General features: G+C 57.3%; 25 protein-coding genes and 1 pseudogene. 16 read left to right on the forward strand and 10 right to left on the reverse strand.

Going from position 1 to position 24,869, the window contains the following annotated elements; genetic code table 11:
• Positions 1 to 279, forward strand: a pseudogene (locus tag G403_RS25445) (IS4 family transposase); the annotation flags it as partial.
• 77 nt (positions 280 to 356) lie between these two features.
• Here G403_RS25445 and gcvP read toward each other — a convergent pair.
• Genes gcvP through G403_RS0105555 form a run of 3 tightly spaced genes read right to left on the reverse strand, consistent with a single transcriptional unit; the run spans position 357 to position 5,106 of the window.
• On the reverse strand, positions 357 to 3,242 hold the full coding sequence (gene gcvP / locus G403_RS0105545; RefSeq protein WP_027853111.1) for an aminomethyl-transferring glycine dehydrogenase: 2,886 nt from the start codon (positions 3,240 to 3,242) through the stop codon (positions 357 to 359).
• A gap of 59 nt (positions 3,243 to 3,301) precedes the next feature.
• Positions 3,302 to 3,694 (reverse strand): glycine cleavage system protein GcvH, encoded by a 393-nt coding sequence (gene gcvH / locus G403_RS0105550; RefSeq protein WP_027853112.1) that lies wholly within the window; start codon positions 3,692 to 3,694, stop codon positions 3,302 to 3,304.
• Positions 3,695 to 3,735: 41 nt separating this feature from the next.
• On the reverse strand, positions 3,736 to 5,106 hold the full coding sequence (locus G403_RS0105555) for an L-serine ammonia-lyase (RefSeq protein WP_027853113.1): 1,371 nt from the start codon (positions 5,104 to 5,106) through the stop codon (positions 3,736 to 3,738).
• Positions 5,107 to 5,401: 295 nt separating this feature from the next.
• Here G403_RS0105555 and gcvT point away from each other — a divergent pair, with 295 nt between their 5' ends.
• On the forward strand, positions 5,402 to 6,523 hold the full coding sequence (gene gcvT / locus G403_RS0105560; protein ID WP_027853114.1) for a glycine cleavage system aminomethyltransferase GcvT: 1,122 nt from the start codon (positions 5,402 to 5,404) through the stop codon (positions 6,521 to 6,523).
• Positions 6,524 to 6,530: 7 nt separating this feature from the next.
• Here gcvT and G403_RS0105565 read toward each other — a convergent pair whose 3' ends face one another.
• The 3 genes from G403_RS0105565 to G403_RS0105575 form a co-directional block, all read right to left on the reverse strand.
• The gene (locus tag G403_RS0105565; protein WP_027853115.1) at positions 6,531 to 7,025 is read right to left on the reverse strand and encodes a Crp/Fnr family transcriptional regulator; all 495 of its coding nucleotides are present in this window, start codon (positions 7,023 to 7,025) and stop codon (positions 6,531 to 6,533) included.
• A 169-nt stretch (positions 7,026 to 7,194) separates the two neighbouring features.
• Positions 7,195 to 7,401: a zf-HC2 domain-containing protein gene (locus tag G403_RS0105570; RefSeq protein ID WP_027853116.1), complete on the reverse strand. Its 207-nt coding sequence runs from the start codon at positions 7,399 to 7,401 to the stop codon at positions 7,195 to 7,197.
• Positions 7,385 to 8,002, reverse strand: coding sequence for a sigma-70 family RNA polymerase sigma factor (locus tag G403_RS0105575; RefSeq protein ID WP_211232650.1), 618 nt, complete (start codon positions 8,000 to 8,002; stop codon positions 7,385 to 7,387). Before G403_RS0105575 ends, G403_RS0105570 begins: the two co-directional genes overlap by 17 nt.
• A gap of 157 nt (positions 8,003 to 8,159) precedes the next feature.
• Here G403_RS0105575 and G403_RS22320 point away from each other — a divergent pair, with 157 nt between their 5' ends.
• Positions 8,160 to 8,339 carry a DUF3012 domain-containing protein gene (locus G403_RS22320; RefSeq protein WP_036232737.1) on the forward strand — a complete coding sequence of 60 codons (180 nt, stop codon included), beginning with the start codon at positions 8,160 to 8,162 and terminating at the stop codon, positions 8,337 to 8,339.
• A gap of 77 nt (positions 8,340 to 8,416) precedes the next feature.
• Positions 8,417 to 9,346 (forward strand): exopolyphosphatase, encoded by a 930-nt coding sequence (locus tag G403_RS0105585; RefSeq protein WP_027853118.1) that lies wholly within the window; start codon positions 8,417 to 8,419, stop codon positions 9,344 to 9,346.
• Between the two features lie 3 nt (positions 9,347 to 9,349).
• On the opposite strand, the gene G403_RS0105590 is transcribed toward G403_RS0105585, so the two are convergent.
• Entirely contained in the window at positions 9,350 to 10,039 is a 690-nt protein-coding gene (locus G403_RS0105590; protein ID WP_027853119.1) for a 16S rRNA pseudouridine(516) synthase, read from the reverse strand.
• A 133-nt stretch (positions 10,040 to 10,172) separates the two neighbouring features.
• On the opposite strand from G403_RS0105590, the gene G403_RS0105595 reads away from it, so the two are divergent.
• Positions 10,173 to 10,670 (forward strand): FKBP-type peptidyl-prolyl cis-trans isomerase, encoded by a 498-nt coding sequence (locus G403_RS0105595; RefSeq protein WP_027853120.1) that lies wholly within the window; start codon positions 10,173 to 10,175, stop codon positions 10,668 to 10,670.
• 33 nt (positions 10,671 to 10,703) lie between these two features.
• Positions 10,704 to 11,024: a peptidylprolyl isomerase gene (locus G403_RS0105600; protein ID WP_084403951.1), complete on the forward strand. Its 321-nt coding sequence runs from the start codon at positions 10,704 to 10,706 to the stop codon at positions 11,022 to 11,024.
• 120 nt (positions 11,025 to 11,144) lie between these two features.
• Here G403_RS0105600 and leuA read toward each other — a convergent pair whose 3' ends face one another.
• Positions 11,145 to 12,812, reverse strand: coding sequence for a 2-isopropylmalate synthase (gene leuA, locus G403_RS0105605; protein WP_027853122.1), 1,668 nt, complete (start codon positions 12,810 to 12,812; stop codon positions 11,145 to 11,147).
• A gap of 285 nt (positions 12,813 to 13,097) precedes the next feature.
• On the opposite strand from leuA, the gene G403_RS0105610 reads away from it, so the two are divergent.
• Both G403_RS0105610 and radD read left to right on the forward strand, forming a co-directional pair.
• Positions 13,098 to 13,562: an Lrp/AsnC family transcriptional regulator gene (locus G403_RS0105610; protein ID WP_027853123.1), complete on the forward strand. Its 465-nt coding sequence runs from the start codon at positions 13,098 to 13,100 to the stop codon at positions 13,560 to 13,562.
• 47 nt (positions 13,563 to 13,609) lie between these two features.
• Positions 13,610 to 15,388: a DNA repair helicase RadD gene (gene radD, locus G403_RS0105615; RefSeq protein WP_027853124.1), complete on the forward strand. Its 1,779-nt coding sequence runs from the start codon at positions 13,610 to 13,612 to the stop codon at positions 15,386 to 15,388.
• A 10-nt stretch (positions 15,389 to 15,398) separates the two neighbouring features.
• On the opposite strand, the gene G403_RS22325 is transcribed toward radD, so the two are convergent.
• The gene (locus G403_RS22325; protein ID WP_051298590.1) at positions 15,399 to 16,628 is read right to left on the reverse strand and encodes an NnrS family protein; all 1,230 of its coding nucleotides are present in this window, start codon (positions 16,626 to 16,628) and stop codon (positions 15,399 to 15,401) included.
• A gap of 274 nt (positions 16,629 to 16,902) precedes the next feature.
• On the opposite strand from G403_RS22325, the gene G403_RS0105625 reads away from it, so the two are divergent.
• Positions 16,903 to 17,355, forward strand: a complete 453-nt coding sequence (locus G403_RS0105625; RefSeq protein WP_027853125.1) for an Rrf2 family transcriptional regulator — start codon at positions 16,903 to 16,905, stop codon at positions 17,353 to 17,355.
• Here the strand turns inward: G403_RS0105625 and dauA are convergent.
• Complete coding sequence (gene dauA, locus G403_RS0105630) at positions 17,346 to 19,073, reverse strand: C4-dicarboxylic acid transporter DauA (RefSeq protein WP_027853126.1); 1,728 nt, start codon at positions 19,071 to 19,073, stop codon at positions 17,346 to 17,348. The two genes, G403_RS0105625 and dauA, sit on opposite strands and share 10 nt — an antisense overlap.
• 187 nt (positions 19,074 to 19,260) lie before the next feature.
• Between dauA and G403_RS0105635 the strand changes: the two genes are divergently transcribed.
• The 7 genes from G403_RS0105635 (at position 19,261) to G403_RS25450 (ending at position 24,846) form a co-directional block, all read left to right on the forward strand.
• Positions 19,261 to 19,449 carry a hypothetical protein gene (locus G403_RS0105635; RefSeq protein ID WP_027853127.1) on the forward strand — a complete coding sequence of 63 codons (189 nt, stop codon included), beginning with the start codon at positions 19,261 to 19,263 and terminating at the stop codon, positions 19,447 to 19,449.
• Between the two features lie 71 nt (positions 19,450 to 19,520).
• Complete coding sequence (locus tag G403_RS0105640) at positions 19,521 to 19,730, forward strand: DUF2788 domain-containing protein (protein WP_027853128.1); 210 nt, start codon at positions 19,521 to 19,523, stop codon at positions 19,728 to 19,730.
• 120 nt (positions 19,731 to 19,850) lie between these two features.
• A complete protein-coding gene (locus G403_RS0105645) occupies positions 19,851 to 20,423 on the forward strand; it encodes a LemA family protein (protein WP_027853129.1) in 573 nt (190 codons plus the stop codon).
• A gap of 8 nt (positions 20,424 to 20,431) precedes the next feature.
• On the forward strand, positions 20,432 to 21,397 hold the full coding sequence (locus G403_RS22330) for a GIDE domain-containing protein (RefSeq protein ID WP_051298593.1): 966 nt from the start codon (positions 20,432 to 20,434) through the stop codon (positions 21,395 to 21,397).
• Between the two features lie 94 nt (positions 21,398 to 21,491).
• Positions 21,492 to 21,911 (forward strand): hypothetical protein, encoded by a 420-nt coding sequence (locus G403_RS0105655; protein ID WP_027853130.1) that lies wholly within the window; start codon positions 21,492 to 21,494, stop codon positions 21,909 to 21,911.
• Between the two features lie 34 nt (positions 21,912 to 21,945).
• The gene (kdsA, locus tag G403_RS0105660) at positions 21,946 to 22,794 is read left to right on the forward strand and encodes a 3-deoxy-8-phosphooctulonate synthase (RefSeq protein WP_027853131.1); all 849 of its coding nucleotides are present in this window, start codon (positions 21,946 to 21,948) and stop codon (positions 22,792 to 22,794) included.
• Between the two features lie 45 nt (positions 22,795 to 22,839).
• Entirely contained in the window at positions 22,840 to 24,846 is a 2,007-nt protein-coding gene (locus tag G403_RS25450) for an SUMF1/EgtB/PvdO family nonheme iron enzyme (RefSeq protein ID WP_051298594.1), read from the forward strand.
• Positions 24,847 to 24,869 lie beyond the last annotated feature (23 nt).

Genomic DNA, 24,869 nt, shown 5'->3' on the forward strand with positions numbered 1-24,869 from the left:
CAGGTGGAGCTCTTCTTCAAAGCGCTCAAGCAGAACCTGAAGATAAAGGCGTTTTTAGGTCACAGTAAAAATGCAGTGTTGACGCAGATCTGGATCGCCATGATCTGCTATCTGCTGCTCTCGTTTGCTCGCCATAGTGCGCGGCAAGGCTGGAGTGTACAACGCATTATGCGAACTCTTCAGGTGAGCTTGTTCGAACGCATTCCCCTTTGGGCGCTGCTCAATCCTCCTCCACCCGAGCCACAAAAAAGGGACCCTCAAATGAGGATCCCTTTATGATCAAAAAAACTATGGGACAGCAGTGGCCGCTGGGCTCCCTTTTACGTTACGTTGAGGCGATCTCCGCTCCCTAACGTTTACTCCCGATAGGCATCGACGCTGGGGCAGGAACAGACGAAGTTACGATCCCCATACACGTTATCGATACGATTGACGGTGGGCCAGAATTTGCTGTCGCGTGTGGCCTGAGTCGGGAATACCGCTTCCTCACGACTATAAGCGCGATCCCAATCACCGAGCAAGTCGGCCTGGCTGTGCGGTGCATGGCGCAACGGCGAGCTTTCAGCGCTCCATTCACCGCTTTCAATACGACCGATCTCCGCGCGGATCGACACCATCGCTTCGATAAACCGATCAAGCTCGGCCTTGGACTCCGACTCGGTGGGTTCGATCATTAACGTCCCCGGTACCGGGAAAGACATGGTCGGTGCGTGGAAGCCATAATCCATCAACCGCTTGGCGATATCCTCTTCGCTGATACCGGTTGCCTCTTTCAAGGGCCGGATATCGACAATACACTCGTGAGCAACCCAACCTTTTTTACCCTGATAGAGAATCGGGAAATGCTCGGCCAGCTTCGCGCTCAGATAGTTGGCGTTGAGAATCGCCATCTGGGTTGAACGCTTAAGCCCGGTTTTACCCAGCATGCGAATATACATCCAGCTGATCGGCAGGATTGCACCAGAACCATAGGGCGCGGCGCTCACCGCACCATTGTTCTGGGACTGACCGGCCACGTGAGTCACGCTGTGCCCCGGCAGGAATGGGGCCAGATGCGCCTTCACACCAATCGGCCCCATACCGGGACCACCACCGCCGTGAGGAATGGCAAAGGTTTTGTGCAGGTTGAGGTGGGACACATCGGATCCCATAAGCCCCGGTTTACAGATCCCCACCTGAGCATTCATATTGGCCCCATCCATGTAGATCTGGCCGCCAAACTTGTGAACGATCTGGCAGATCTCCACGATCTCCTCTTCGTATACACCGTGGGTGCTGGGGTAAGTGACCATCAGTGCCGAGAGGTTGTCCTTATGCTGCTCGGCCTTGGCCGCCAGATCCGACACATCCACGTTACCCTGCTCATCGCACTCAACGATCACCACCTTCATACCCATCATCGCCGCTGAAGCCGGATTGGTACCGTGGGCCGACGACGGGATCAAGCAGATATCGCGGTGACTTTCGCCAATGGAGGCCTGATACTCGCGGATCGCCAACAACCCTGCGTACTCACCCTGGGCGCCGGAATTGGGCTGCATCGACACCGCATCATAACCGGTCACTTCCACCAGCATCGCTTCGAGCTGGCGGATCATCTCCAGGTAGCCTTCTACCTGATCGTGGGGTGCAAAGGGATGCAGGTTGGCAAACCCGGGCCAGGTGACCGGAGCCATTTCAGAGGTCGCGTTGAGCTTCATGGTGCAGGAGCCCAGCGGGATCATACCGTGTACCAGAGAGTAGTCCTTGTTCTCCAGTTTCTTCAGGTAACGCAGCATCTCGGTTTCGCTATGGTAGCTGTTGAAAACCGGATGAGTCAGGATCTCGTCGGTGCGGCGCAGCCGTTCGGGCAGGCCCGTGGTTTCACCTTCGACGATCGCGGCATCCAGTTCGTCGATGGAGAGACCATGACCGCTGCCCAGCAGAATATCAAACAGATGTGCCACGTCCGCCCGGGTCGTGGTTTCATCCAGGCTGATGCCTACATGGTGGCCACCAAACAAACGCAGGTTACAACCGCCGGCAAGCGCACCCTCCACCACTTCACCGGGGTTTTCCAGATCCAGAGAGAGGGTATCGAAGAACGTGGTGTTAAGAGACACGCCCTTCTGACGCAGACCGCTGGCCAGAATAGCGGTTAAGCGGTGAACTCGCTCGGCGATCCGGCGCAGCCCCTGGGGACCGTGATAGACGGCATAAAATCCCGCCATGTTCGCCAGCAACGCCTGGGCGGTACAGATATTGGAGGTCGCCTTCTCACGGCGGATATGCTGCTCCCGGGTCTGCATCGCCATGCGCAACGCAGGCGCACCCTTGCTGTCCACAGAAACCCCGATAATACGACCGGGCACTGAGCGCTTGAGCTTGTCCGATGTGGCGAAAAATGCGGCATGAGGCCCACCAAATCCCATCGGCACACCGAATCGCTGGGCGGAGCCAAACACCACATCGGCGCCCAGGCTGCCGGGCGATTTCAACAGCACCAGCGCCAGCAGGTCGGAGGCGACGCAAACCATCGACTTCTGTGATTTAGCGGTTTCGATCAGTGTTTCCAGGTCGTGAATATCACCGTGTGTTCCCGGATACTGCAAGAGGACGCCGAAGCTGTCGTACTCACCCAGCTTATCGGCCGCATCCACAGCGATCTCAAAGCCGAAATATTCGGCACGGGTCCGCACCACATCCAGGGTTTGCGGATGTACATCGTCGGCCACAAAAAACAGGTCGGACTTTTTACGATTGGAGCGCTTGCACAGAGTCATCGCTTCCGCGGCGGCAGTGGCCTCATCCAGCAATGACGCATTGGCCAGATCCATACCGGTCAGATCCATCACCATCTGCTGGTAGTTCAGCAACGCCTCCAGACGGCCCTGGGAGATCTCCGGCTGATACGGCGTATAGGCCGTGTACCAAGCCGGGTTTTCCAGCACATTGCGCTGAATCACGCCGGGAACATGGGTACCGTAATATCCCATCCCAATGTAGGATTTATTCAGCTTATTGCGGGAAGCCAGCTGATGTAGCTCGGCCAGGGCCTCGGCCTCGCTGACGCCTTCGGGCATGGCCAGCGCATCATCCAGTCGGATCGAGGCTGGAACGGCCTGTTCGATCAGCGCGTCCAGTGAACCGATGCCGAGGCAATCCAGCATCGCCTGCTCCTCACTGGCATCGGGCCCCAGGTGCCGCTCGGTGAATTCATCATGCGCTTCCAGTTCGATCAAACCTTGGATTTCTGTTGCCATCTGCCTGCCCTGTTCCTGAGTTTACCTTTTAAAATCAACGCCTAGCCCTGTCAGAGATCTTACGCCTCTTCGGCCATCCGGGCACCGTACGCTTCTGCGTCAAGCAGCTTTTCCAGCTCTGACACGTCGGCAATCTTGATTTTACAGATCCAGCCATCGCCAAACGGTGACTCGTTAATAAGTTCGGGGCTGTCTTCCAGCGCTTCATTAGCCTCGATGATCTCACCACTAACGCTAGCATAGATATCCGATGCCGCTTTGACCGACTCAACCACGGAAATCTCTTCACCGGCATTCACTTCCCGGCCCACTTCCGGCAGTTCCACGAATACCACGTCACCGAGCTGTTCCTGGGCGAAGTCGGAGATCCCCAGCGTCAAAGTGCCATCACCATTGTCACGAACCCATTCATGTGACGCTGCGTATTTCAGATCGGTCGGTAAGTTACTCATCGTTCCAGTTCCACTTTGATGTTGATTGGCTTACAACTGCATCAGCAGTTAACCACGTTGACAGCGAGCCCTCCGGTGGAGGTCTCCTTGTACTTGTCCTGCATATCGGCCCCGGTCTGGCGCATCGTCTCGATCACCGAATCCAGCGATACAAAATGTTGACCATCGCCTCGCAACGCCAGCCGAGTCGCATTGATCGCCTTTACCGCGCCCATGGTATTACGCTCAATACAGGGCACCTGGACCAGACCGCCGATCGGGTCACAGGTCAGGCCCAGATTATGCTCCATACCGATCTCGGCAGCATTCTCTATCTGCCGCACACTGCCGCCGAGCACCGCGCAGAGCGCGCCGGCCGCCATGGAACAGGCCACACCGATCTCCCCCTGGCACCCCACTTCCGCCGCCGAAATCGACGCATTACGTTTATACAGCATGCCGATCGCGGCTGCGGTTGCCAGAAACTGAATTATCCCCGCCTCACTGGAGCCTGGAATAAAACGATCGTAGTAGGCCAGCACGGCAGGAATCACGCCTGCGGCGCCGTTTGTTGGTGCCGTCACTATACGCCCACCGGCGGCATTCTCTTCATTAACGGCCAGCGCGTACAGGTTAACCCAGTCCAGTACCGCCAGATTATCTTTAAGTCCCGCCTCTGGCTTACCGGTTAACTCCCGGTGAAGTTCATGGGCGCGCCGTTTTATCCCCAGCCCACCCGGCAACTCTCCGGTCGCTTCACAGCCACGGCGAATTGAGTCGTCCATCACCCGCCATATGCCCAGCAGCTTTTCTCTGGTTTCAGCATCCGGGCGATGACAGGCCTCGTTCTCCAGAACAAGATTCGCGATAGACTTTCCACTGGACTCGGCCAGTGTCATCAGCTCTTCCGCGCAACTGAAAACCCAGGGCTCCCGGGCGACGCTGTCACCGGACGTCTGTTCACCCTCAACAACGACGAAGCCGCCGCCCACCGAGTAAGCCGTCATGGTGAATAGTTGAATACCGGCAGCGTCGTTGAGCTCAAAGCGCATACCGTTGGGATGGGCCGGCAGCGTCACGCCCGCGTCGAAACACAGATCCTGCGCGGGATTGAACCTGACGTTCACTCCGCCGGGGAGGGTTATCGCGCACTTTTGCCGCGTCTGCCGGACGATCGCCGGAACCTGATCGGTATCGACCGAGGCCGGCTCCTCACCGTTCAAACCAAGCACAACCGCCGTATCCGTCGCATGCCCCTTACCGGTCATTGCCAGAGAGCCAAACAGGTGTACGCGGATACAGGCATCAGCCGGAACCCGGCCCCCGCTGGCGAGGGTATCGACAAAGCGCTTGGCGGCCACCATCGGCCCCACCGTATGGGAGCTGGATGGCCCGATACCGATTTTGAACAGGTCGAAGAGGCTGAGCGACATCGCTTTTCTCCGTCTAGACTCGGAAAGGGAGCGACCGCTCGGCGGCGGTCAAGACGCTTTACACCACACCACCCAATCCGGTGATCATTCACAGTGTAAACCAGAGTGCGAATTTGAGGCGGCAGCCTAGCAATTGATCGCGGGCTGGGCAAGAGAAATATTTCCTATAAGAAACACAAAAAGCCAGCTTATATCCCTCAAGGTCAAAGCAAGCGGGATGGAATTATTGTTTCCTATAGGAAATTTTGTTTAACTACCTGCATTGATAACCTTCACCGATCAGGGGGCCTGAACGATGGACGAACAACTGCTGCACACGCCGCTTTTCAACCTGCATCAGGAGCTGGGCGCGAAGATGGTGCCCTTTGCCGGATATGCCATGCCGGTTCAGTACCCTCAGGGCGTTAAGAAAGAACACCTCCATACCCGCGAAGCCGCTGGCCTGTTTGATGTCAGTCACATGGGGCAGGTTTTCGTGAGTGGAGAGAATGCTGAACAGGACCTGGAAAGCATACTGCCCGTGGACCTCGCGGAGCTGCCGGTGGGGCGACAGCGCTATGCACTGTTTACCGCCGAAAATGGCGGCATTCTCGACGATCTGATGATCACCCGCATGCCTGATGGCTTCTACCTGGTGGTCAACGCCGCGTGCAAAGAGCAGGATATCGCTCATTTGCGCAGTCACCTGAGCGAAAGCACGCAGCTGGAGGTACTGGAACAGCGGGCCCTGATCGCCCTGCAAGGCCCTCAAGCCGCTGCCGTGCTCGCCAAGCTGGAGCCCGCAGTGGCAGATATGGTGTTTATGGACAACCGGCCAACACAGCTGGCCGGTATCGACTGCATCGTCAGCCGCTCCGGCTATACCGGTGAAGATGGTTACGAGATCTCCGTACCGGCTGACCAGGTCGAAGCACTGTGCCGCACTCTGCTGGATTACCCGGAGGTGCAGCCGATCGGCTTGGGCGCCCGTGATTCACTGCGCCTGGAAGCGGGGCTCTGCCTCTACGGCCACGACATCGACCGCACAACAACACCCGCTGAAGCCAGCCTTATCTGGGCCATATCACCGGCCCGCCGTAACGGCGGAGCGCGTGCCGGCAGCTTTCCCGGCGCCGATCTGATTCTTGAGCAGATCCGTGACAAATCTGCAACACGCAAGCGTGTCGGGCTTATCGGCGAGGGAAGAGCGCCCATCCGCGAAGGAACCTCACTACTGGACAGCGACGGCAACATAGTGGGTCAGGTAACCAGCGGCACTTTCGGCCCCAGCGCCGGCCAGCCGGTGGCCATGGGCTATGTGGAAACGGCGTTCAGCGCTGTGGATACAGCACTGTTCGCTGAAGTCAGGGGTAAGCAGCTCCCGGTAACCGTCAGTAAAATGCCGTTTGTGCCACAGCGCTATTACCGGGGAGAGTAAGCCTCTCTCAATCCGTTTTCGGGTGGAGGGAAACCTCCACCAGTTTATCGTTAATACCGCTGATTGTTCGGGCCAGCTCACGGGAGAGGTTGAGCATCAAAATACCGAAGTCGGACGGATAATCGATATGGAGCTGGTAGAACAGGTCGGTGCTGATTCTCAATAGGATGCTGGGTTCCAGGGCGGAAACGGAACCCTGACGACAGAAGAGGCCGATCATCGAGACATAACCCACCTCTTGTCCGAACGTAACCTCGCGAATCAACACCCGGCGCCCTTCGCTCTCGCGGTAATAACCGACCTTACCCTGCAAGACGACAACAAAGAAGTCGCCACGCTCGCCTTCGGTAAAAACCGGCTCGCCAGACTCGACCGCATATACCTGACCGTGGGAGAGCAGATAACGTATCGCTTCATCGCTCAACGCACCGAAAGTCGAAGCTGACTTAAAATAATCCAGACCCGACTCGGCCATGAGCCCGCGTCCATCCAGATCTTTCATAAACCCATATTCCTCCGCAGCCACCAACTACCAGCGCTCCATAGCGCACAGGAGATAACGGAAGCCGGACATCTATTACCCCAAGCTTGGACCTGTCTGCATCCGATGACAAGTTGGACCTTGGTCCATATACCTTTTTCTACGTCTATTGAAGTAACAACGGATCCGTTTACTCTGGCGGTTTCGACTCAACCTCCTCCTGATCTTCGCGTCGACGGCTGGTAATCCGGTGCATTACTTCAAACTGACGGTTACAGCGCCGACAATGACGACACATCATCAGATGCATTCGTAGCGAGCCTTTCTCCGGTAACGTCAACGGCCGGTCCAGACTCAGTGACATCAGCTCGGTCGCACGCTTACAGGCCATGGTCATCGGCCACCTCCCCATCACTGAACCAGCCCGACTCCAAGCAGGCACGCAGTTTCAGACGCGCCCGATGCAGGATCACCCAGCAATTTTTCTCGGTAATCGCCAGGTTTTCGCAGATTTCACCGGTTTCCAACCCCATTAGCTCACGCATGGTGAAGACCTGAGCCCCACTCTTCGGCAGATGAAATACACAGAGGTCGAAAACCTCCCAGAAATGATCGCGTTCACAGGACACTTCCGGCTGCACCCACTCCACGGGGCGCGCACCCACTGCCCAGTGAGCACGAGGATTAAACATGGCATCAATATCAGGCAACTCCTCCATATCATGCTCAGCCACCACTTCCCGCCCCCGGCGGCGGATCGTATCCACCAGTTTGTGACGGAGAATACCGAACACCCAGGTCTCGAATTTCGATTGCCCCCTGAACCGCGCCAACGATTCCAGTGCTGCAACCAGCGTTTCCTGCACCAGATCCTCAGCGTAGCTTTGATCGGCCAGCTGCAGCCGCGCAAACGCCAGTAACCTGGGACGCACTGCGCTAAGCCGCTGACTAAGCTCCAGGCTCTCCGTGTCCTCCCGTGGCGACTTATCGCTTACCAAATCGACCTCCCTTTGAGATCCTGTTTCTCCGTTAATACCGGATGAGTCGTTGCCGATACCAAAAACTTACACTGACCAGTGTAAACGAGATAGGGGGGACAGCGCTGGCGGAGTTCGCTACTATCGAGCGCTAAACGGAAAATTGATGGATTAACCCATGGATATAGTGAAAAAAGGAACCGCTCTAATCGCCTTGCTGGCAACGACGCTGCTGGTCGCCGCATGCTCCCCTGAAGTGGGTAGCGTCGAGTGGTGCAGCGAGCTGAAAGAGAAACCCAAGGGCGAGTGGACCGCCAACGAACTGGCGGACTTTACCAAACACTGCCTGCTGCCCTGAGTCAGACCGTTTCAGGGACCAACCCAACGTGGTACTTTTACCGAAAAGACTTTTCAAACTTGAAGGAAGCGATACCGATGGCCGGTGAAAAATTTCGACTCGTGACGCGCAGTGACTTTGATGGCCTGGTCTGCGCCGTACTGCTCAAGCACCTCGATATGATTGACGACATCAAGTTCGTCCACCCCAAGGATATGCAGGATGGCAAGGTTGATATCACAGACCGTGACATCACCACCAACCTGCCCTACGTGCCCGGTGTTAATCTTGCCTTTGACCATCACCTGTCGGAAACCCTGCGCAATGAAAAGCAGGACAACCATATTATCGACCCGGATGCGCCCTCCGCGGCCCGCGTCGTATGGAGCTACTATGGCGGCCACAAGGCCTTCCCGGCCGAGTGGGATGAGATGATGGAGGCGGTGGATAAAGGGGATGCCGCCCAATTCAACAAGGAAGAGGTCCTCAATGCGGAGGGCTGGGTACTGCTCAACTTCCTGATGGATGCGCGCACCGGTTTGGGCCGTTTCCGCGAGTTCCGCATCTCCAACTATGCACTGATGATGGATCTGATCGATTACTGCCGTAACCACAATATCGACGAGATTCTGGCTCTGCCTGATGTTCAGGAGCGCGTGGAGCTGTACCGTGACCACGAACAGAAGTTTAAAGATCAGATCCAACGCTGCGCGACAGTTCACGGAAACCTGGTAGTACTGGACCTGCGTGAAGAGGAAACCATCTGGCCGGGCAACCGCTTTATGATTTACGCCCTCTTGCCGCAGTGCAATATCTCGATCCACGTACTCTGGGGTTTGAAACAGCAAAACACCGTTTTCGCCACCGGCAAATCGATCTTCGATCGCAGCTCTAAAACCAATGTGGGCGAGCTGATGCTGAAATACGGCGGTGGCGGTCATCAGGCAGCAGGCACCTGCCAGGTTGAAAACGATCAGGCTGTCACTGTTCTCAACGAACTGATCGAGCAGATCAACGCCGACGGCTAAGCCTCAGACCGAGGCAATCTCAGCCTCGTTCAGGGCACGAAACTCCCCGGGGGCCAGCGAGCGGTCCAGCTCGATCGCCCCCATACTTTCCCGATGCAGCGCCACCACCTGATTGCGCAGGTGTCCGAACATCCGCTTCACCTGGTGATAGCGCCCTTCATAGATCGTCAGACGCGCCTCACACGCCCCCAGCAACTCCAGATGGGCCGGTGAAGTGGTGATATCCTCGTAAGCGAAGTAGATCCCTTCCGCGAAACTCTCAACGGTTTCAGGCGCGATGGGCCGAGCTGTCGTTACCCGATATACCTTGGGTACTTTTTTACCCGGCTCTGTGACCCGACGGGACCAGCGCCCGTCGTTGGTTAATAAAAGCAGACCGGTCGTTGATCGATCCAAACGCCCACCAATATGCAGCTGATCACGCAGTTCAGCGGGAAGCAGCTCCAGCACGGTCGGATGCACCGGATCACGGGTAGCGCTGAGGTATCCCGCGGGCTTATTAAGCATCAGGTAGTATGCCTGGCACTCTTGCAGGCAGACGCCCTCCAGACAAACCCGCGCAAACCGGTCCACCTCGTACCGCGGCTCTCTCTCCACCCTGTCATTCACATGCACATGGCCCAGCACCACCGCCCGTCGGGCAGCGCCCTGGCTGAGGTTAGAGTGCTTGCAGATAAATCGATCCAGTCGCATGGCGTTATTAGATCGGTTTCCGGTTTTTATGTCATGCGAAACACGCTGCGGGAGCGCCTTGGCCTACGATGACTTGCCAACCAATGCGGTTAAACGGATACTCCCGTGCAAATTTCAATGTTCAGGATTCGTCATGACCCAGATCACCGACAACAAAGTGGTCCAGTTCCACTACACCCTCACCGATGCCGACGGACAGCAGGTGGAAACCAGCCTGGACTCAGAGCCCCTGGCTTACCTGCATGGTCACGACAATATGATCACAGCCATTGAGGAAGCGCTGGAAGGCAAACAGCCCGGCGACAAACTCAACCTCACTCTGACACCGGATCAGGCCTACGGCGAGCGTGAAGAGGGGCTGGAGCGCCGCATTCCGATCAAGCACCTGCAGGGGCTGCCCAAGGGTACCAAGAGCTGGAAGCCGGGGATGATCGCTGCGGTCAAAACCGACCAGGGGATGCGCCAGGTGACCGTGATCAAACCCGGCCTGAAAATGGTACTGGTTGACGCCAACCATCCACTGGCCGGGAAGACCCTCACCTACGATATTGAGGTGGTGGCGGTTCGTGATGCCAGCGATGATGAGATTGCCCATGGCCATGCCCACGGTGCCGGCGGCCATCATCACTGATCCATTACCGCTGACATTGTCGGGGGTTGAACTATGCTGAGTTTTATCAAGAACCTTTTGAGGAGAGAACCGATGGCACGCGCTACTGCACGTCATATTTTGGTTGGCACCGAAGAACAGTGCCAGGAGCTTAAACAGCAAATCGCCGACGGCGCTGACTTCGGCAAAGTCGCCGAAGAACACTCCCAGTGCCCATCCGGACGTCAGGGCGGTGATCTGGGTAGTTTCGGTCGCGGCCAGATGGTGCCCGAATTCGACAAGGTCGTCTTCAGCGCCCCGATTAACGAAGTACAGGGCCCGGTGAAAACCCAGTTTGGTTATCACCTGCTGGAGGTGACCAGCCGCGAAGATTGATTCTTTTCGCCTGACTAGGACGGCTCCTTTGGAGCCGACAGAAAAATGCCGGGATCAGCCCCGGCATTTTTGTTTGCAGGTTACCGGATACTGGCAAAACGAGTACCCCAACCGATAAGCTCAGGCCGCCTGACTCGAGGCAACGCCGGAACGATTCAACGCAGAGATAATGGCATTCAGCGATGCACTGATGGTGTCATTGTCGAAGGCGATTCCGGATACGCGCTGACCCGCCACGTTAAGCTGAACATAGGCCACCGCCTGGGCATCGGACCCCTCGCCGATCGCATGCTCGGAGTAGTCCACCACGTTCAGCGATTCACCTGTCTCATTACGCCAGCCGTCGGCAAAGGCCGATATTGCCCCTTCACCCTCTCCGCGAATGGTCCGCGCTTGGCCGTTGATCACCAGATCCGCTTCCACCATCTCATTGTCGGCGCGGGTGATCCGATAGCCCTTAAGCTCGACGGGTTCGCTGGTACGTACGAAGTTCTCCATCAACAGACGGTGAATCTCGGCGCTGTTGATCTCCGACCCCTTGGTTTCGCTGGCTGTCTGCACGATGGGCGCCAGCTCTGTCTGCAACCATCGTGGCAACGTCAAGCCATAGTCTCGCTCCAGCACGAAGGACATTCCGCCCTTGCCCGACTGACTGTTGACGCGGATTACCGCCTGGTAGTCACGACCGATATCTTTCGGATCGATCGGCAGATAGGCCACCTGCCAATGTTCATCCTTCTGCTGGCGATGCAGGCACTTCTGGATCGCATCCTGATGACTGCCGGAAAACGCGGTATAGACCAGTTCACCCACCCAGGGGTGACGTGGATGCACCGGCAGTTTGGTGCATTCGGTATAGACCTCGATCATCTCATCCGGATTGGAGAGATCGAGCTCCGGGTCGATGCCCTGGCTGTAGAGGTTCATCGCCATGGTGACGATATCCATATTACCGGTGCGCTCGCCATTACCCAGCAAGGTACCCTCGACCCGATCGGCACCGGCCAACACCGCGAGCTCTGCCGCTGCCACGGCACATCCCCTGTCGTTGTGGGTATGCACGGAAACCAGCAGGCTATTGCGCTTGTTCACGTGGGTGCAGAAATATTCCACCTGGTCGGCGAAGATGTTCGGTGTCGTCATCTCGACGGTGGCTGGCAGATTGATGATGCACGGGTTTTCCGGCGTCGGCTGCCAGACATCGATCACGGCGTTACAGATCTCTACGGCATAGTCCATCTCGGTGCCGGTAAAGCTCTCAGGTGAGTACTGGAACGTCCAGTCCACGTCCGGGTATTCAGCAGCCCCTTCCATCACCCACTTGGCACCCTGAACAGCGATGCGGGTAATACCCTCGCAGCCTTGATTGAACACGCGTTCACGCTGCACGGTGGAGGTGGAGTTATACACATGCACCACTGCACGTTTGACGCCCTCGAGCGCCTTATAGGTCTTGTCGATCAACTCTTTACGGCACTGAACCAGTACCTGCACGGTGACATCATCGGGAATCTGGTCTTCCTCGATCAGCCAGCGCACGAAATCATAGTCGGGCTGGCTGGCGGAGGGGAAACCGACCTCGATCTCCTTGAAACCGAGTTTGACCAGCAAGGCCCACAGTCGCCGCTTCTGAGCTACGCTCATCGGGTCCAGTAGTGCCTGGTTACCATCCCGGAGATCGACACTGGCCCAACGCGGAGCTCGGGTGATAGTGCGGTCCGGCCATTGACGCTGCTGTACTTGAACAGCGGGAGCCGGTTGGTAACGGTGGTGGTCAAAAACTGTCATGGGATCGTCCCTTAAAAAGGTTGAGTTCTCGTTTCACTGTCAGCCCTTTTGGAGCTTCTTCTCACCTGAACACCCGGGTAGAGCGAACGGTAGAAAGAGCGGGAGCGCGGGATGCTGCGCTCACGCCAATGTCGTCTGGGTAAGTCGACAAGGCATAGTCTAGGGCAAACCCCTGGGCAGATGATTGCAAAGTTGCGCCAGAAAGCGATATTTTTGAAATAAAATGCTTATTATTTATTTATAAATTACATATTATTGCTCAATCAAAAAAAACAGGGGCAGACTATGCGCATAGACCGTCATGACCGCCACATTCTGGAGATTCTGCAAACCGAGGGGCGCATCAGTAATCAGGAGCTGGCCGACCGGGTGGGACTCTCCCCATCCCCCTGTCTCCGCCGGGTGCGGGCGCTGGAGGAGTCAGGCCTGATCACCGGCTATCGCGCCATTCTTGACGCCAAGGAGCTGGGACTGACGCTGATGGCACTGCTGCACATTTCCATGGACCGCCACACACCGGAACGTTTCGCTAATTTCGACAAAACGGTTAGCGCCATTCCCGAAGTGCTGGAGTGCCTGTTGATCACCGGTCAGGATGCCGACTACCAGCTCAAGGTCGTGGTCCGTGACATGGAGGGCTACCAGGATCTGCTCCTCAACAAAATCACGCGTATTGAAGGGGTCACCGGCGCTCACTCAAGCTTCGTACTGCGCCAGATCATCAACAAAACCGCGATTCCAATCCCGTAACGAGCCGGTACAATTCGCTCCAGATAACAGAACACAAGGTCAGACCTTTGCCCCGCACACCGAGTCCGCCAGCACTGGGTTTCGCACTGCGCCCTTACCAGCAGGAAGCGGTGGATGCGACCCTGCGCCATTTTCGACGAAGCGATGACCCCGCCGTCATCGTGCTACCCACGGGTGCAGGCAAGAGCCTGGTGATCGCTGAACTGGCCCGTCTGGCACGCAAACGGATCCTGGTTCTGGCCCATGTACGCGAGCTGGTCGAACAGAATCACGCCAAGTACGCCGCCTACGGCCTGGAAGCGGGTATCTTTTCGGCCGGCCTGGGCAGCAAGCAGAACGAATACCAGGTCACCTTCGCCAGCGTCCAGTCACTAGCCCGCAATCTGGATGCCTTCGACGACCACTTCTCGCTGCTGATCATCGACGAATGCCATCGCGTCAGTGACGATGAAAACTCTCAGTACCAGCAGATCATCGCCTCGCTTAAGCAGCGCAATCCCGGCCTCAAAGTGTTGGGGCTGACCGCCACCCCCTACCGTCTGGGGTACGGCTGGATCTATCGTTACCACTACCGTGGCTTCGTGCGCTCAAGCGAGCCGCGCCTGTTTGAACACTGCATCTACGAGTTGCCGCTGAACTTCATGATTCGCAACGGCTACCTGACCCAGCCCAAACTGATCGATGCCGCCATCGCTCACTATGACTTCTCATCGTTGACGCCATCCGACAGCGGTAATTATCCTGAAAAGGCGCTCAACAGCCTGCTCGCCAAACACCCCCGGGTCACCCGGGCGATCTGCGAGCAGATATGTGAGCTGGCCGACGGACGTGAAGGCGTAATGATCTTCGCCGCCACCGTGCGTCATGCCCAGGAGATCATCGGCTATCTGCCGAAGGAGGCGTCTGCGCTGATTATCGGCGATACCGATTCCGGCGAGCGCCAGCAGTTGATCCAGCGTTTCAAGCAGCGGGAGATTCGGTTCCTGGTCAATGTAGCAGTGCTGACCACCGGTTTTGATGCCCCCCATGTGGATATGATTGCCATCCTGCGCCCCACTGCCTCGGTAAGTCTGTTCCAGCAGATCGTCGGTCGCGGACTACGTCTGAGCCCAGGCAAAACCGAGTGCTTGATCATCGACTATGCAGGTTCAGGTTTCGATCTATTCCACCCGGAAGTGGGCGCACCCAAGCCGGACTCGGAATCTGAACCGGTACAGGTGTTCTGCCCCGGCTGCGGCTTCGCCAATATATTCTGGGGCAAGACCGACGCCGACGGACAGGTGATCGAACATTACGGTCGGCGCTGCCAGGGGTTGTTGGAGATGGACGGCGAAAAGCCGCAGCAGTGCGACTATCGCTTTCGTTTCAAGGAGTGCCCCCATTGCGGTGCCGAGAACGATATCGCCGCCCGCGCCTGCCACCAGTGTGGGGAAGCTGTCGTCGACCCGGACGACATACTGAAGAAAGCCCTGCAGTTGAAAGACGCGCTGGTGATCCGCTGTGCCGGGGTCAGCTTCTCAGAGCAGAATGGGCGGTTAAGAATCACCTACCATGACGAGCAGGGCGAGGAACTTGTAGAAAGCTTCGACCTGAACCACAAGGGGCAGCGTGGAGTCTTCAACCGACTGTTCGGTCGGCGTTTCAACGAAGGTGCTACACCGAGACAGTTCACCTCTGTAGACGAGGTCATCTCTCAAACAGCACAGTTTCGGGCTCCGGATTTCGTGATCGCCCGCAAAGTGGGCCAAGGCCAGAACGGTCACTGGCGGGTCCGCGAGCGGCTGTTCGATTACGACGGCAACTACCGCAAGGCCAACGCACTGTGACACTGTACTGTTAAGACCGCACGCCCACTTTACCCTTTTCGCGTTTCAGTGCCTCGGACAGGCTCTCCTCCGGACCGAACAGCACCGGCAGATAGCGCGCGGCAAAGAGCACAAATGCGACCACCCAGAGGGTCCCTGCCAACATAAGCAGCATCATCGCCGAGTTCGGTATCAGTGCCGCGAGTATCCGCACCAAAGCGGCCAAATGGATCGCAAGGAAGCTCATCGACATGATCACACCGGCTTTCAGCTCCCGGTTGGTATGTCCCAAAGCTGCCCGAGCCGCCACAGCCAGAATCATGCCGCCCATGGCACCGACACCCAGAGCATGGATCCCGGCACTCACAGTCAATGCAGGCACAAAGGCACTCAGACCTAACAACACAAACCCGACACCCACCCATAGATAGCCCAGGTGCAACGCAAACAGAAGCGGTTCGGACAGGCTTGCAAATCCTCGCCAACGCGCGAGACGAACCCACTGTGAGATGCCCGCCAGAATCAACAGTCCACCGCTGAACATACTGGGAGCCTGAGCGACCCACGCCAACGTGGCCAGGACCGACAGTCCAACCGCCACCTTATCCCACAACCCAAACTGAGCCGGCTTATGCTCTGACACCGGCTGGCGCCGCATCATCCAGTTGCGGGTAAACGCCGGTGTAATGCGGCCTCCGATCAGCGAAATCATCAATGCGATCACCAGCACTTGAGATTCAAGCAGGTGAATCCGGTCAACCAGACCCACCTGAAACGCCAGGCTGAAACCGGCCATAATCAGTAGCATAACCAGGACAACGAAATTGCGCCGATTCCCCGCTGCGAGAATTTCCCGTCCTACCAGACATGCCAGTAGTATCCAGTAACCGGTATTAGACACTATCAGTGCGGCCAAGTTATCCAGCCCACTCCAGGTGACCGCCCGTCCGGCCAACCAGAACAGCACCAGAACGACCAAAGGCGCACCACTCACCGGTGGCCGACCGACCCATTTGGACACCGCCGCCAACAAGAAACCACCAACAGCCGCACCGACAAAGCCGAACAGCAGTTCATGACCGTGCCACTCGATCATGCTCCACCCGGGAGGTGTGACGGCCCCACCGCGCCCCAGATAGATCAGCCAAAGGATCATCACGACAATCGCCTGGATCGCGCAGGCCGTAAACAGTGGCCTGAACCCATTACTGAAATAGCGCGCAAAACCGGTCTTGGGATGATCGTCCAGCGGGATAAACACAAACACCACCTTAAGATATAATCTATATATATCTTACAATATACACGGAGGGAGGTGTGATTGAACAGCCGTATGCATACCACGCCCAAGAGACACTCGACCAGAATAGGGTATAGAAGAGGCGCTCATTCATTTTCCAGGGGGTGGCATCCCTGATGGAATGCGATAAACTCGCAATAACCTCACTTTAAAAAAGGCCTTTTGTTCCACCCGGGTTTTAGAGTACCCACCTCCTGGAACAGGTCCATGGCTAACTTTCCGGACAGCAACTTTTATGCAGCTCACCAAGTACACCGACTTTTCATTGCGAACGCTGATTTTCCTGGCCGTTCAAGAGCCGGAAAGCCGGGTCACCATTACCCAGGTATCCGAACATTTCCAGATCCCGCGCAATCACTTAATCAAGATTGTCCACCATCTCGGCAAGGCGGGTTTTATCGATACCGTGCGCGGCAAAGGGGGTGGGATACGTTTAGGCATGCCCGCACAGGAGATAAACCTGCGCGCAGTGGTGGAGACCACGGAAGAGACATTGCAGCCGGTCAACTGTGCAGCGCCCCGCTGTCCGATTATGGGAGGCTGTGGCCTTCAGGGTATGCTGTTCAATGCTCAGGAAGCCTTTATGCGGGAACTGGAAAAATACTCGTTGGCGGACATCACCCAGCGCTCGAGCAACCTGCCTCAGCTGTTAAACTGGTCCAGCGAAAACGCTCGCTTTCAGGCCTGATCATCCAGGCGCGCCAATGCTTCAGCCAGGGTCGGGGTGAACGACAAAGCCCCCTCTACGGGTTGTACCCCGGCGCGTGCCAGGGCTCTTAACGGCTGGAACTGGAGGTCGGCAACCACCAGTTCGGCACCGCGGCGCTGACACTGCTGATAAAAGCGCTCAAACGCGTTCAGCCCACCGGCATCAAGCAGCGGAACACCGTCCATATAGAGAACAATTCCCTGGCGGTCGCCAACCAGCTCCAGCACCTCATCGAATACGCGCTCAGCCGCCGCGAAAAACAACGGCCCGGTCACCTTCAGAACACACCACTTTGCAGGCAGCTCCTGCGGCACATGCTTACGTTGACCGGTTATGTCGTTGACCCGGGTCATGCCCGCGATATCGCGCATGAACAGCAACGACGCCAACACGATACCGGTAGAGATCGCGATAACCATATCAAACAGCACCGTCAGTGACAGACAGCAGCCCAGAACCAGAATGTCGCCCAGCGGCGCACGGCGTACCAAAGCCACCACCTTGTGCGCTTCGCTCATGTTCCAGGCAACCATCAGCAACAGCGCGGCCATACTGGCCATCGGCAACCAGGCAAGCGCGGGTGCCAGAAGCAACAAGCCGGCCAAGACAACGAGCGCGTGAATCATACCCGACAGCGGAGAGCAGGCCCCGGCCCGGTAATTGGCGGCGGAGCGGGCGATGGCTGCCGTGGCGGTAAAGCCGCCAAAAAAGGGCGCCACAAGGTTACCCAGCCCCTGCCCCAGCAGTTCACCATTGGCATGATGACGACGGCCGGTCATACCATCGAGCACAACGGCACACAGCAGTGACTCGATGGCACCCAGCATGGCAATGGAGAACGCTGAAGGTAGAAGCTCACGTACCGTACTGAAGGTCAGCTCGAAGGGTTCACCGTTGGCGCCAGCCTGATCCCAGGGCCACTGAAAACCGGGCAGAATGGGCGGTATCCCCTGTCCGATGCTGCCATCCGGCAGTTCAAAGGAAAAACGACTGCCGATGGTCTCAATACCGGCACCGTTGTAGTTCAACCAGGCTGCGATACCGGTGCCGAGCAACAGCGCCGGCAGATGGCCAGGCACTGGAAACCGCAGTCTCGGCCAGAGTATCAGCGTTCCCAGCGTGATAGCCGCAACCAGGGTGTCAGGCCAGCGCCAATCCGGTAACCGATGAACCAGTTGAACCGCCTTCTCGGTGAAATGCGTGGCAAGACCCTCGGTGGGGAGCCCAAAAAAGTCGGGGATTTGCAGTATCGCAATAACGATGGCGATACCTGCTGTAAAGCCCAGGGTTACGGATTCCGGTATATATTCGATCAGGCGTCCCAGCCGCGCCAGCGCCATGGCCACCAGAATCATACCGGCCATCACGGTCGCAACCAGCAAGCCACCCAGACCGAAGTTTTCCGACACCGGGTAGAGAATGACCACAAACGCGGCCGTTGGCCCTGAGATGCTGTAGCGCGAACCACCGGTTAACGCGATCAGGAAACCGGCAATGATGGCGGTATAGAGTCCATGCTCCGGGCGTACGCCACTGGCTATCGCCAACGCCATTGAAAGCGGGATAGCGATGATACCGACAGTAATACCCGCAATAATGTCGGCAATCAGGTTCCGCGCTCGATAACCATCCGCCAGCGACTCTCGTAACGCACTGGCGATCGACAGCGAATGCAATCTGGCGCGGCTTGATGACATGGGTACAGACTCCTGTACAGCTGCAGAGTTTAGCGGGAACCCTAAAAGCCATAAACATTACAGGCGAATTGAGTATGAATGCAATGTTAATCGTATTAACATATGGTCGATGGTCGCTCATGCGCTGCCGAAGATCGAGCAACGACCAATCCAGGAACCAACCCGGACACCAAACCAAGTGGAGACCATGGAAAAACGAACCGCCCGCCTAACGCTGTTGATTGACCCGACCAAAAAAGCCGCCTTCGAACAGCTCTGTTTCGAGAAGGATGTGACTCCGTCTCAAATGGTGCGCAAGTTCATCCGTGAATACCTCGAACAGGAACTGGGTCCCGACTGGCGCGACAGAGCGCCGGATGCCGACAAAGACCTTTAATAAAAAGGGTTTATCAAAGCCACAAAGCCGATTAAAATTCGCGCAAATTTTGAGCTATCCGGAGAAAACAGATGCGTCTAGCCGAAGCCGAATCCCTGATGCTAAACATCGGCCTGGTGTTTTTCGCCGGCTTTATCTTCTTCATCATTTACGATCTGGCCAAGAAATCCAACGCCGGTCGTTTTGGCACCTTCGTCCTGTTTTTTGCCCTGGGCCTGGGGCTGGCTGCATTTCTGGTCAAAACCGTGGTTGTTGAGCTTATCGAAGGCGGCACGATTTAACCGATCAGATCCGAGGGTCCGGCTGTCGTGAAAACTGTCGTCGTCACGGGTCCGCAATTTGTCCACAGGGCTCGTTGGGGTATAGTGAACCCACTATAACCGCCGTTCAGGGAGCAACCGATGGATCCGGTACTGATCACTATCCTGGTTATTGTGGTGCTTGCCGTAATCTACGCAATCACCATCTACAACCATCTTGTACGTCTCAAGCACAACGTTTCCCGCGCCTTCTCCAATATCGATGTCCTGCTCAAGCAGCGCCACGACGAGCTGCCCAAGCTGGTGGAAACCTGCAAACAGCATATGGGCTACGAGCAGCAAACGCTGCAAAAGGTGATGGAAGCGCGTTCTGCCGTGGCACGCGCGTCTGACAACGGCGATATCAAGGCGCTGGGCCAGGCAGAGAGCCAACTTCGAATCGGGCTTGGCAATCTGTTTGCGGTCGCCGAAGACTACCCGGAACTGCGCGCCAGCGACTCCTTCCAGCACCTTCAGGGCCGAATCAGCGGTCTGGAGTCCTCGATCGCCGACCGGCGCGAGTACTACAACGAGTCGGTAAACGTCTACAACATTCGGATCGAACAGTTTCCTGACCTTATCGTGGCGCGCAAGATGGGCTTCAAGGGGGCTGACCTGCTGGAGTTCGATGAGGCCGAGAAGGCCGATGTGGATATGAAATCCCTGTTTGGCTGAGGTAGGCGATGTTTCTTGACCTGAACGTCAGCCCAAACGAGCGCCTGTTTGGCATGATCGGCTGCGCCGTCGGTTTTTTAATACTGGTCTACCTGGCCTTTCGGATTTATCGCCATATTCGGCTGATTTCCGATACCCCAACCGCTTTGATACGCTCGGCGCCACAGGGCTATGTCGAGATCATCGGCCACGTGATTGCAGGAGAGAACGGGATGCTGAACTCTCCCCTTTCTCAGCGGCCCTGCGTCTGGTATCGCATCAAGGTGGAGCGACGAGAGCGCAGCAGTGACAATAAACGCGACAGCTGGCGAACCGTTCGCAATGAAACCTCGGAAAGCTGGTTCCAGATCAACGACAACACCGGCACCTGTCTTGTCGACCCGGAAGGGGCTATTGTCAAAACACGACACAAACAGGTGTGGTTCGGCAGCAGCGAATACCCGGGATCGGGCTATGCCATGCCTGGCTCGGGAGGCTTTGCCCAGGTAGGTGTCTTTAGCCGATATAAACAGAACATTCTCGGCAGTAGTGGCCGGTATCGTTATACCGAAGAGCTGATCTTCGAATACGAACCGCTCTACGCGCTGGCCGAATTTCGCAGTGTCGGAGGCGGCCGCGAAAGGCTCGACCTGAAAACCACCAGTGCGGAGATACTGCGCGACTGGAAAGCCGACCAGGCGGCATTAATTGACCGCTTTGATGCCGATGGCGACGGCAAAATTGACCTCCAGGAGTGGGAACAGGCCCGTCTTGCCGCCCGTAAAGAGGCAAGAGCCCGCCAGGGCGAGTTGGATGAGATCCCCACCATGCACGTTCTGATGAACCCGGACCTCCGTGGCCACCCCTATCTACTCTCCACATTCGACGAAGAACAGCTTCTCACCCGCAATCGATGGTACATGACCGGCCTTATGGCATGTGCCTTGCTTGCATTCTGGTTAGGGCTGGAGTTGATGCTAACCACTGCCGTGTAAAGCATCGCACCAGCACGCCGATAAACATCTGAGGAGCAGGAATCCTTGCCGCACGGACCTCCGTTTAGCGGTCGATTCCACGAGGTGAGAGGCAATGAGCGAGCACCAGAGCCCATCGAGCTATATTCAACATCCGGCGGACATGCCTCTGCGCATCGAGGCACAACCGACGTTTCATCAGCAGGGCCAGACACTCCCCTTAGGGCTGATCTGTAATACCGAGCAGGCATTCACTGCCGGCACGCCGGTCCGTATCACCAGCCCCCGTATCGGGCCCGAGATACGGAGCTCCGGTATTGTTGTCTGGTGTCGCCGGCAAGGACAGGACTGGCAGCTCGGCGTCGGCTTTTTCAGCTCCGAGGAGCTCTATCGCATCCGCATGCTGGAGCAGATCTGCCATATCGATCACTACCGCCAGCTTCAGCGACGTCAGGGCCAGCGTTTGTCGCCGGAAACGGCGGCCCAGGAGTGGATCGAGAAATTCGCCGCTCATTTTCCGACGGATGGCCTATAATGGCCTCTCATCGGAAACCGGACGAGAGTAGGACATGCAACAAACAGTGGTAAAAGCCGGCAACATCGCTATTGGTAACGATCAGCCCATGGTGCTGTTCGGTGGAATGAACGTTCTCGAGTCACGCGACCTGGCAATGCGCATAGCCGAGCACTACGTGACAGTCACCGAAAAACTGGCGATTCCCTATGTGTTCAAAGCCTCTTTCGACAAAGCCAACCGCTCCTCGCTTAATTCATTCCGTGGCCCCGGCCTGGAAGAGGGACTGAAGATTCTTGAGGAGATCAAGCAGACCTTCAACGTACCTCTGATCACGGATGTACACGAACCCTACCAGGCGGCCCCCGTCGCCGAAGTCTGCGACATTATTCAATTGCCGGCTTTTCTCTCGCGCCAAACCGACCTCGTAGTCGCCATGGCTGAAACCGGCGCGGTGATTAACATCAAGAAAGCCCAGTTCCTGGCTCCGCAGGAGATGAAACATATCCTGCACAAATGCGAAGAAGCCGGAAACGACAAGCTGATCCTCTGCGAGCGCGGCACCAGCTTCGGCTACAATAACCTGGTTGTGGATATGCTGGGCTTCAGTGTCATGAAGGCGTTTGGCTATCCGGTCATGTTTGACGCCACCCACGCCCTGCAGATGCCGGGAGGACGGGCAGATTCCGCCGATGGCCGACGCGCTCTGGTGGCACAGCTGTCCCGCGCCGGACTCTCCCAGGGGATCGCCGGGCTGTTTCTGGAAGCCCACCCCAAACCGGCAGAGGCCAAATGTGATGGTCCTTGCGCGCTGCCGCTGGATAAACTGGAGCCCTACCTGAGCCAGATGAAGGCGGTGGATGAGCTGGTAAAATCCTTCCCGGCGCTGGATACTTCAGAATAAAGGCAACACCGCCCCGAGCCGGCGGCCTCATCGGGACGAAAGCATATGGACAGCGCGATCCTGACACAACTCGAGAGTCTCAAGCCCGATGCCGTCATCGGGCCGGATCACCACCGCTTTCGCCTGAAAGAAGCGCTCGACACCCATCACCCGTTAGGCCGTCTCTGGCTCGCCGAGGATGTCTCCACCCGAACCCCCACACCGGTAACGCTGCTGTTTCTGGAACCGTTACTCCTCGGCCAGTCCGGGTTTGTGGAGAAACTGCGCGATACACTCAATCGTAACCGCGCGCTAAAGGACCGTCACGTCGCACGATGCTATGGCCTGTTCAGCTGGCGTAAGCTGGCCTTCGCTTCCTGGGAAGCATTGGACGGCCTGACCCTGGCCAAGATGTTTGCCGATGGCCGGGCTGGCAAGCTCAATGACAAGCAGAAACGGGGCCTGATTACACAGGTGGGCAAGGCTCTGGAAGCGCATATCGAAGCAACCGGCCAGCCCCACGCCACCCTCTGTGCCGATCTGATCTATATCAATCGCGGTAACGGCGTTCGCCTGATGGGCTATGGCTGGCGTCCTCTGCTCGATCCTTTGCTGGAGATTCTGCCCGCGCCCCCCGGTTACCGGGCCTGGCAATCGGCCGATGCCTTTCACCCCAATGTTCTTGATGCCACCGAGGACGTGTTCGCCCTGGGTTGCATGATCTATCAGGTTTACAGCGGCAGACCCGCCTACACCGTGGAGGATGACGAAGCCAGCCGCGTTCAACGTGAGCTCAAAGCGCCGAGTGGTCTAACCAAGAGCCAGTGGAAAGTGCTACAGAGCGCACTTTCACCGGATCCGGACGAGCGCCCACTGTCGCCGTTGGAACTGTTGCGCCTGATCTACGAAGACCCCGCTGCCCCCGAGACACCCGCACCGGAGGTCAATGAGGCCCCTCAGCCGCCAGCGCCCGAAAACGCACTATCTCGTGAGAAAAAGGGTTTCAGCTTTGTACCCGGCCCGCGCATGCGTCTCGCTCTGGGGGGCGCCGCCCTGTTTATCGCCGGCGTTTTACTGGGTTATCAGTTCGCATCAAACTCCGCCTCGTCTGATCAATCCCGCCTCTCCCGTGTACTGGCGCAAAACGCCGAGCTGCAGCGCCAACTGGAAGAGGCCGCACAGCAAACTGAAACAGAACCGGCGACTGAGCCAGGCTCTGCGATAGACAAGGCCACAGCGCGCAACGACATGGAGCAACCGCCGGTCGATGCACCGATCGTCAACGACGCGGCTAGCCTGCGGACTGAGCCACGTGTAGCCGACAACCTGACCGTGTTTCGTGACCAGTGGGCACCAGGCCAGTACGCCCCACAGATGGTAGTCATACCCGAGGGGCGCTTTCGAATGGGTGATCTTCACGGCCGGGGCGACGACAATGAATATCCGGTGCACGAAGTGATACTGGATACCCGTTTCGCTCTCTCCCGTTTTGAAGTGACCTTCGAGGAGTACGATCTCTTCGCCCAGGAAACCGGACGTACGCTGCCGAATGATGAGGGCTGGGGCCGGGGTACGCAGCCGGTGGTCAATGTAAGCTGGCATGACGCCCAAGCCTATACCCGCTGGCTGGCCGCAAAAACCGGCGAGCCCTACCGGCTGCCCACGGAAGGGGAATGGGAGTATGTAGCACGAGCCGGTACCGAAACCATCTACTGGTGGGGTGATGAAGCCACGGCCGGAATGGCGGTGTGCGATGGCTGCGGTACCGAATGGGATGCGCTGAAGCCCGCGCCGGTGGGGAGCGTTCCCGCCAACCCCTGGGGCGTACACGACCTTAACGGCAATGTGGATGAGTGGGTGCAGGATTGCTACGCTCAAAGCTACGACTCGGTACCAACCGATGGGCAAGCGCTGGAGATCAATGGGTGTCAGCACCGGGTTATGCGTGGCGGCTCCTGGTTCGATATCCCCCGGGTCATTCGCTCCGCCAGTCGCTATCGCCATCCACCGGATACCCGCCGTAATAGCTGGGGCTTTCGCGTGGCGCTGGACCTGAAAAGTGGCACACCCTGAGTGCAAGAGCCTATTGACCATCC

The sequence above is a fragment of the Marinobacterium litorale DSM 23545 genome, from assembly GCF_000428985.1.
GTDB classification, from domain to species: domain Bacteria; phylum Pseudomonadota; class Gammaproteobacteria; order Pseudomonadales; family Balneatricaceae; genus Marinobacterium_D; species Marinobacterium_D litorale.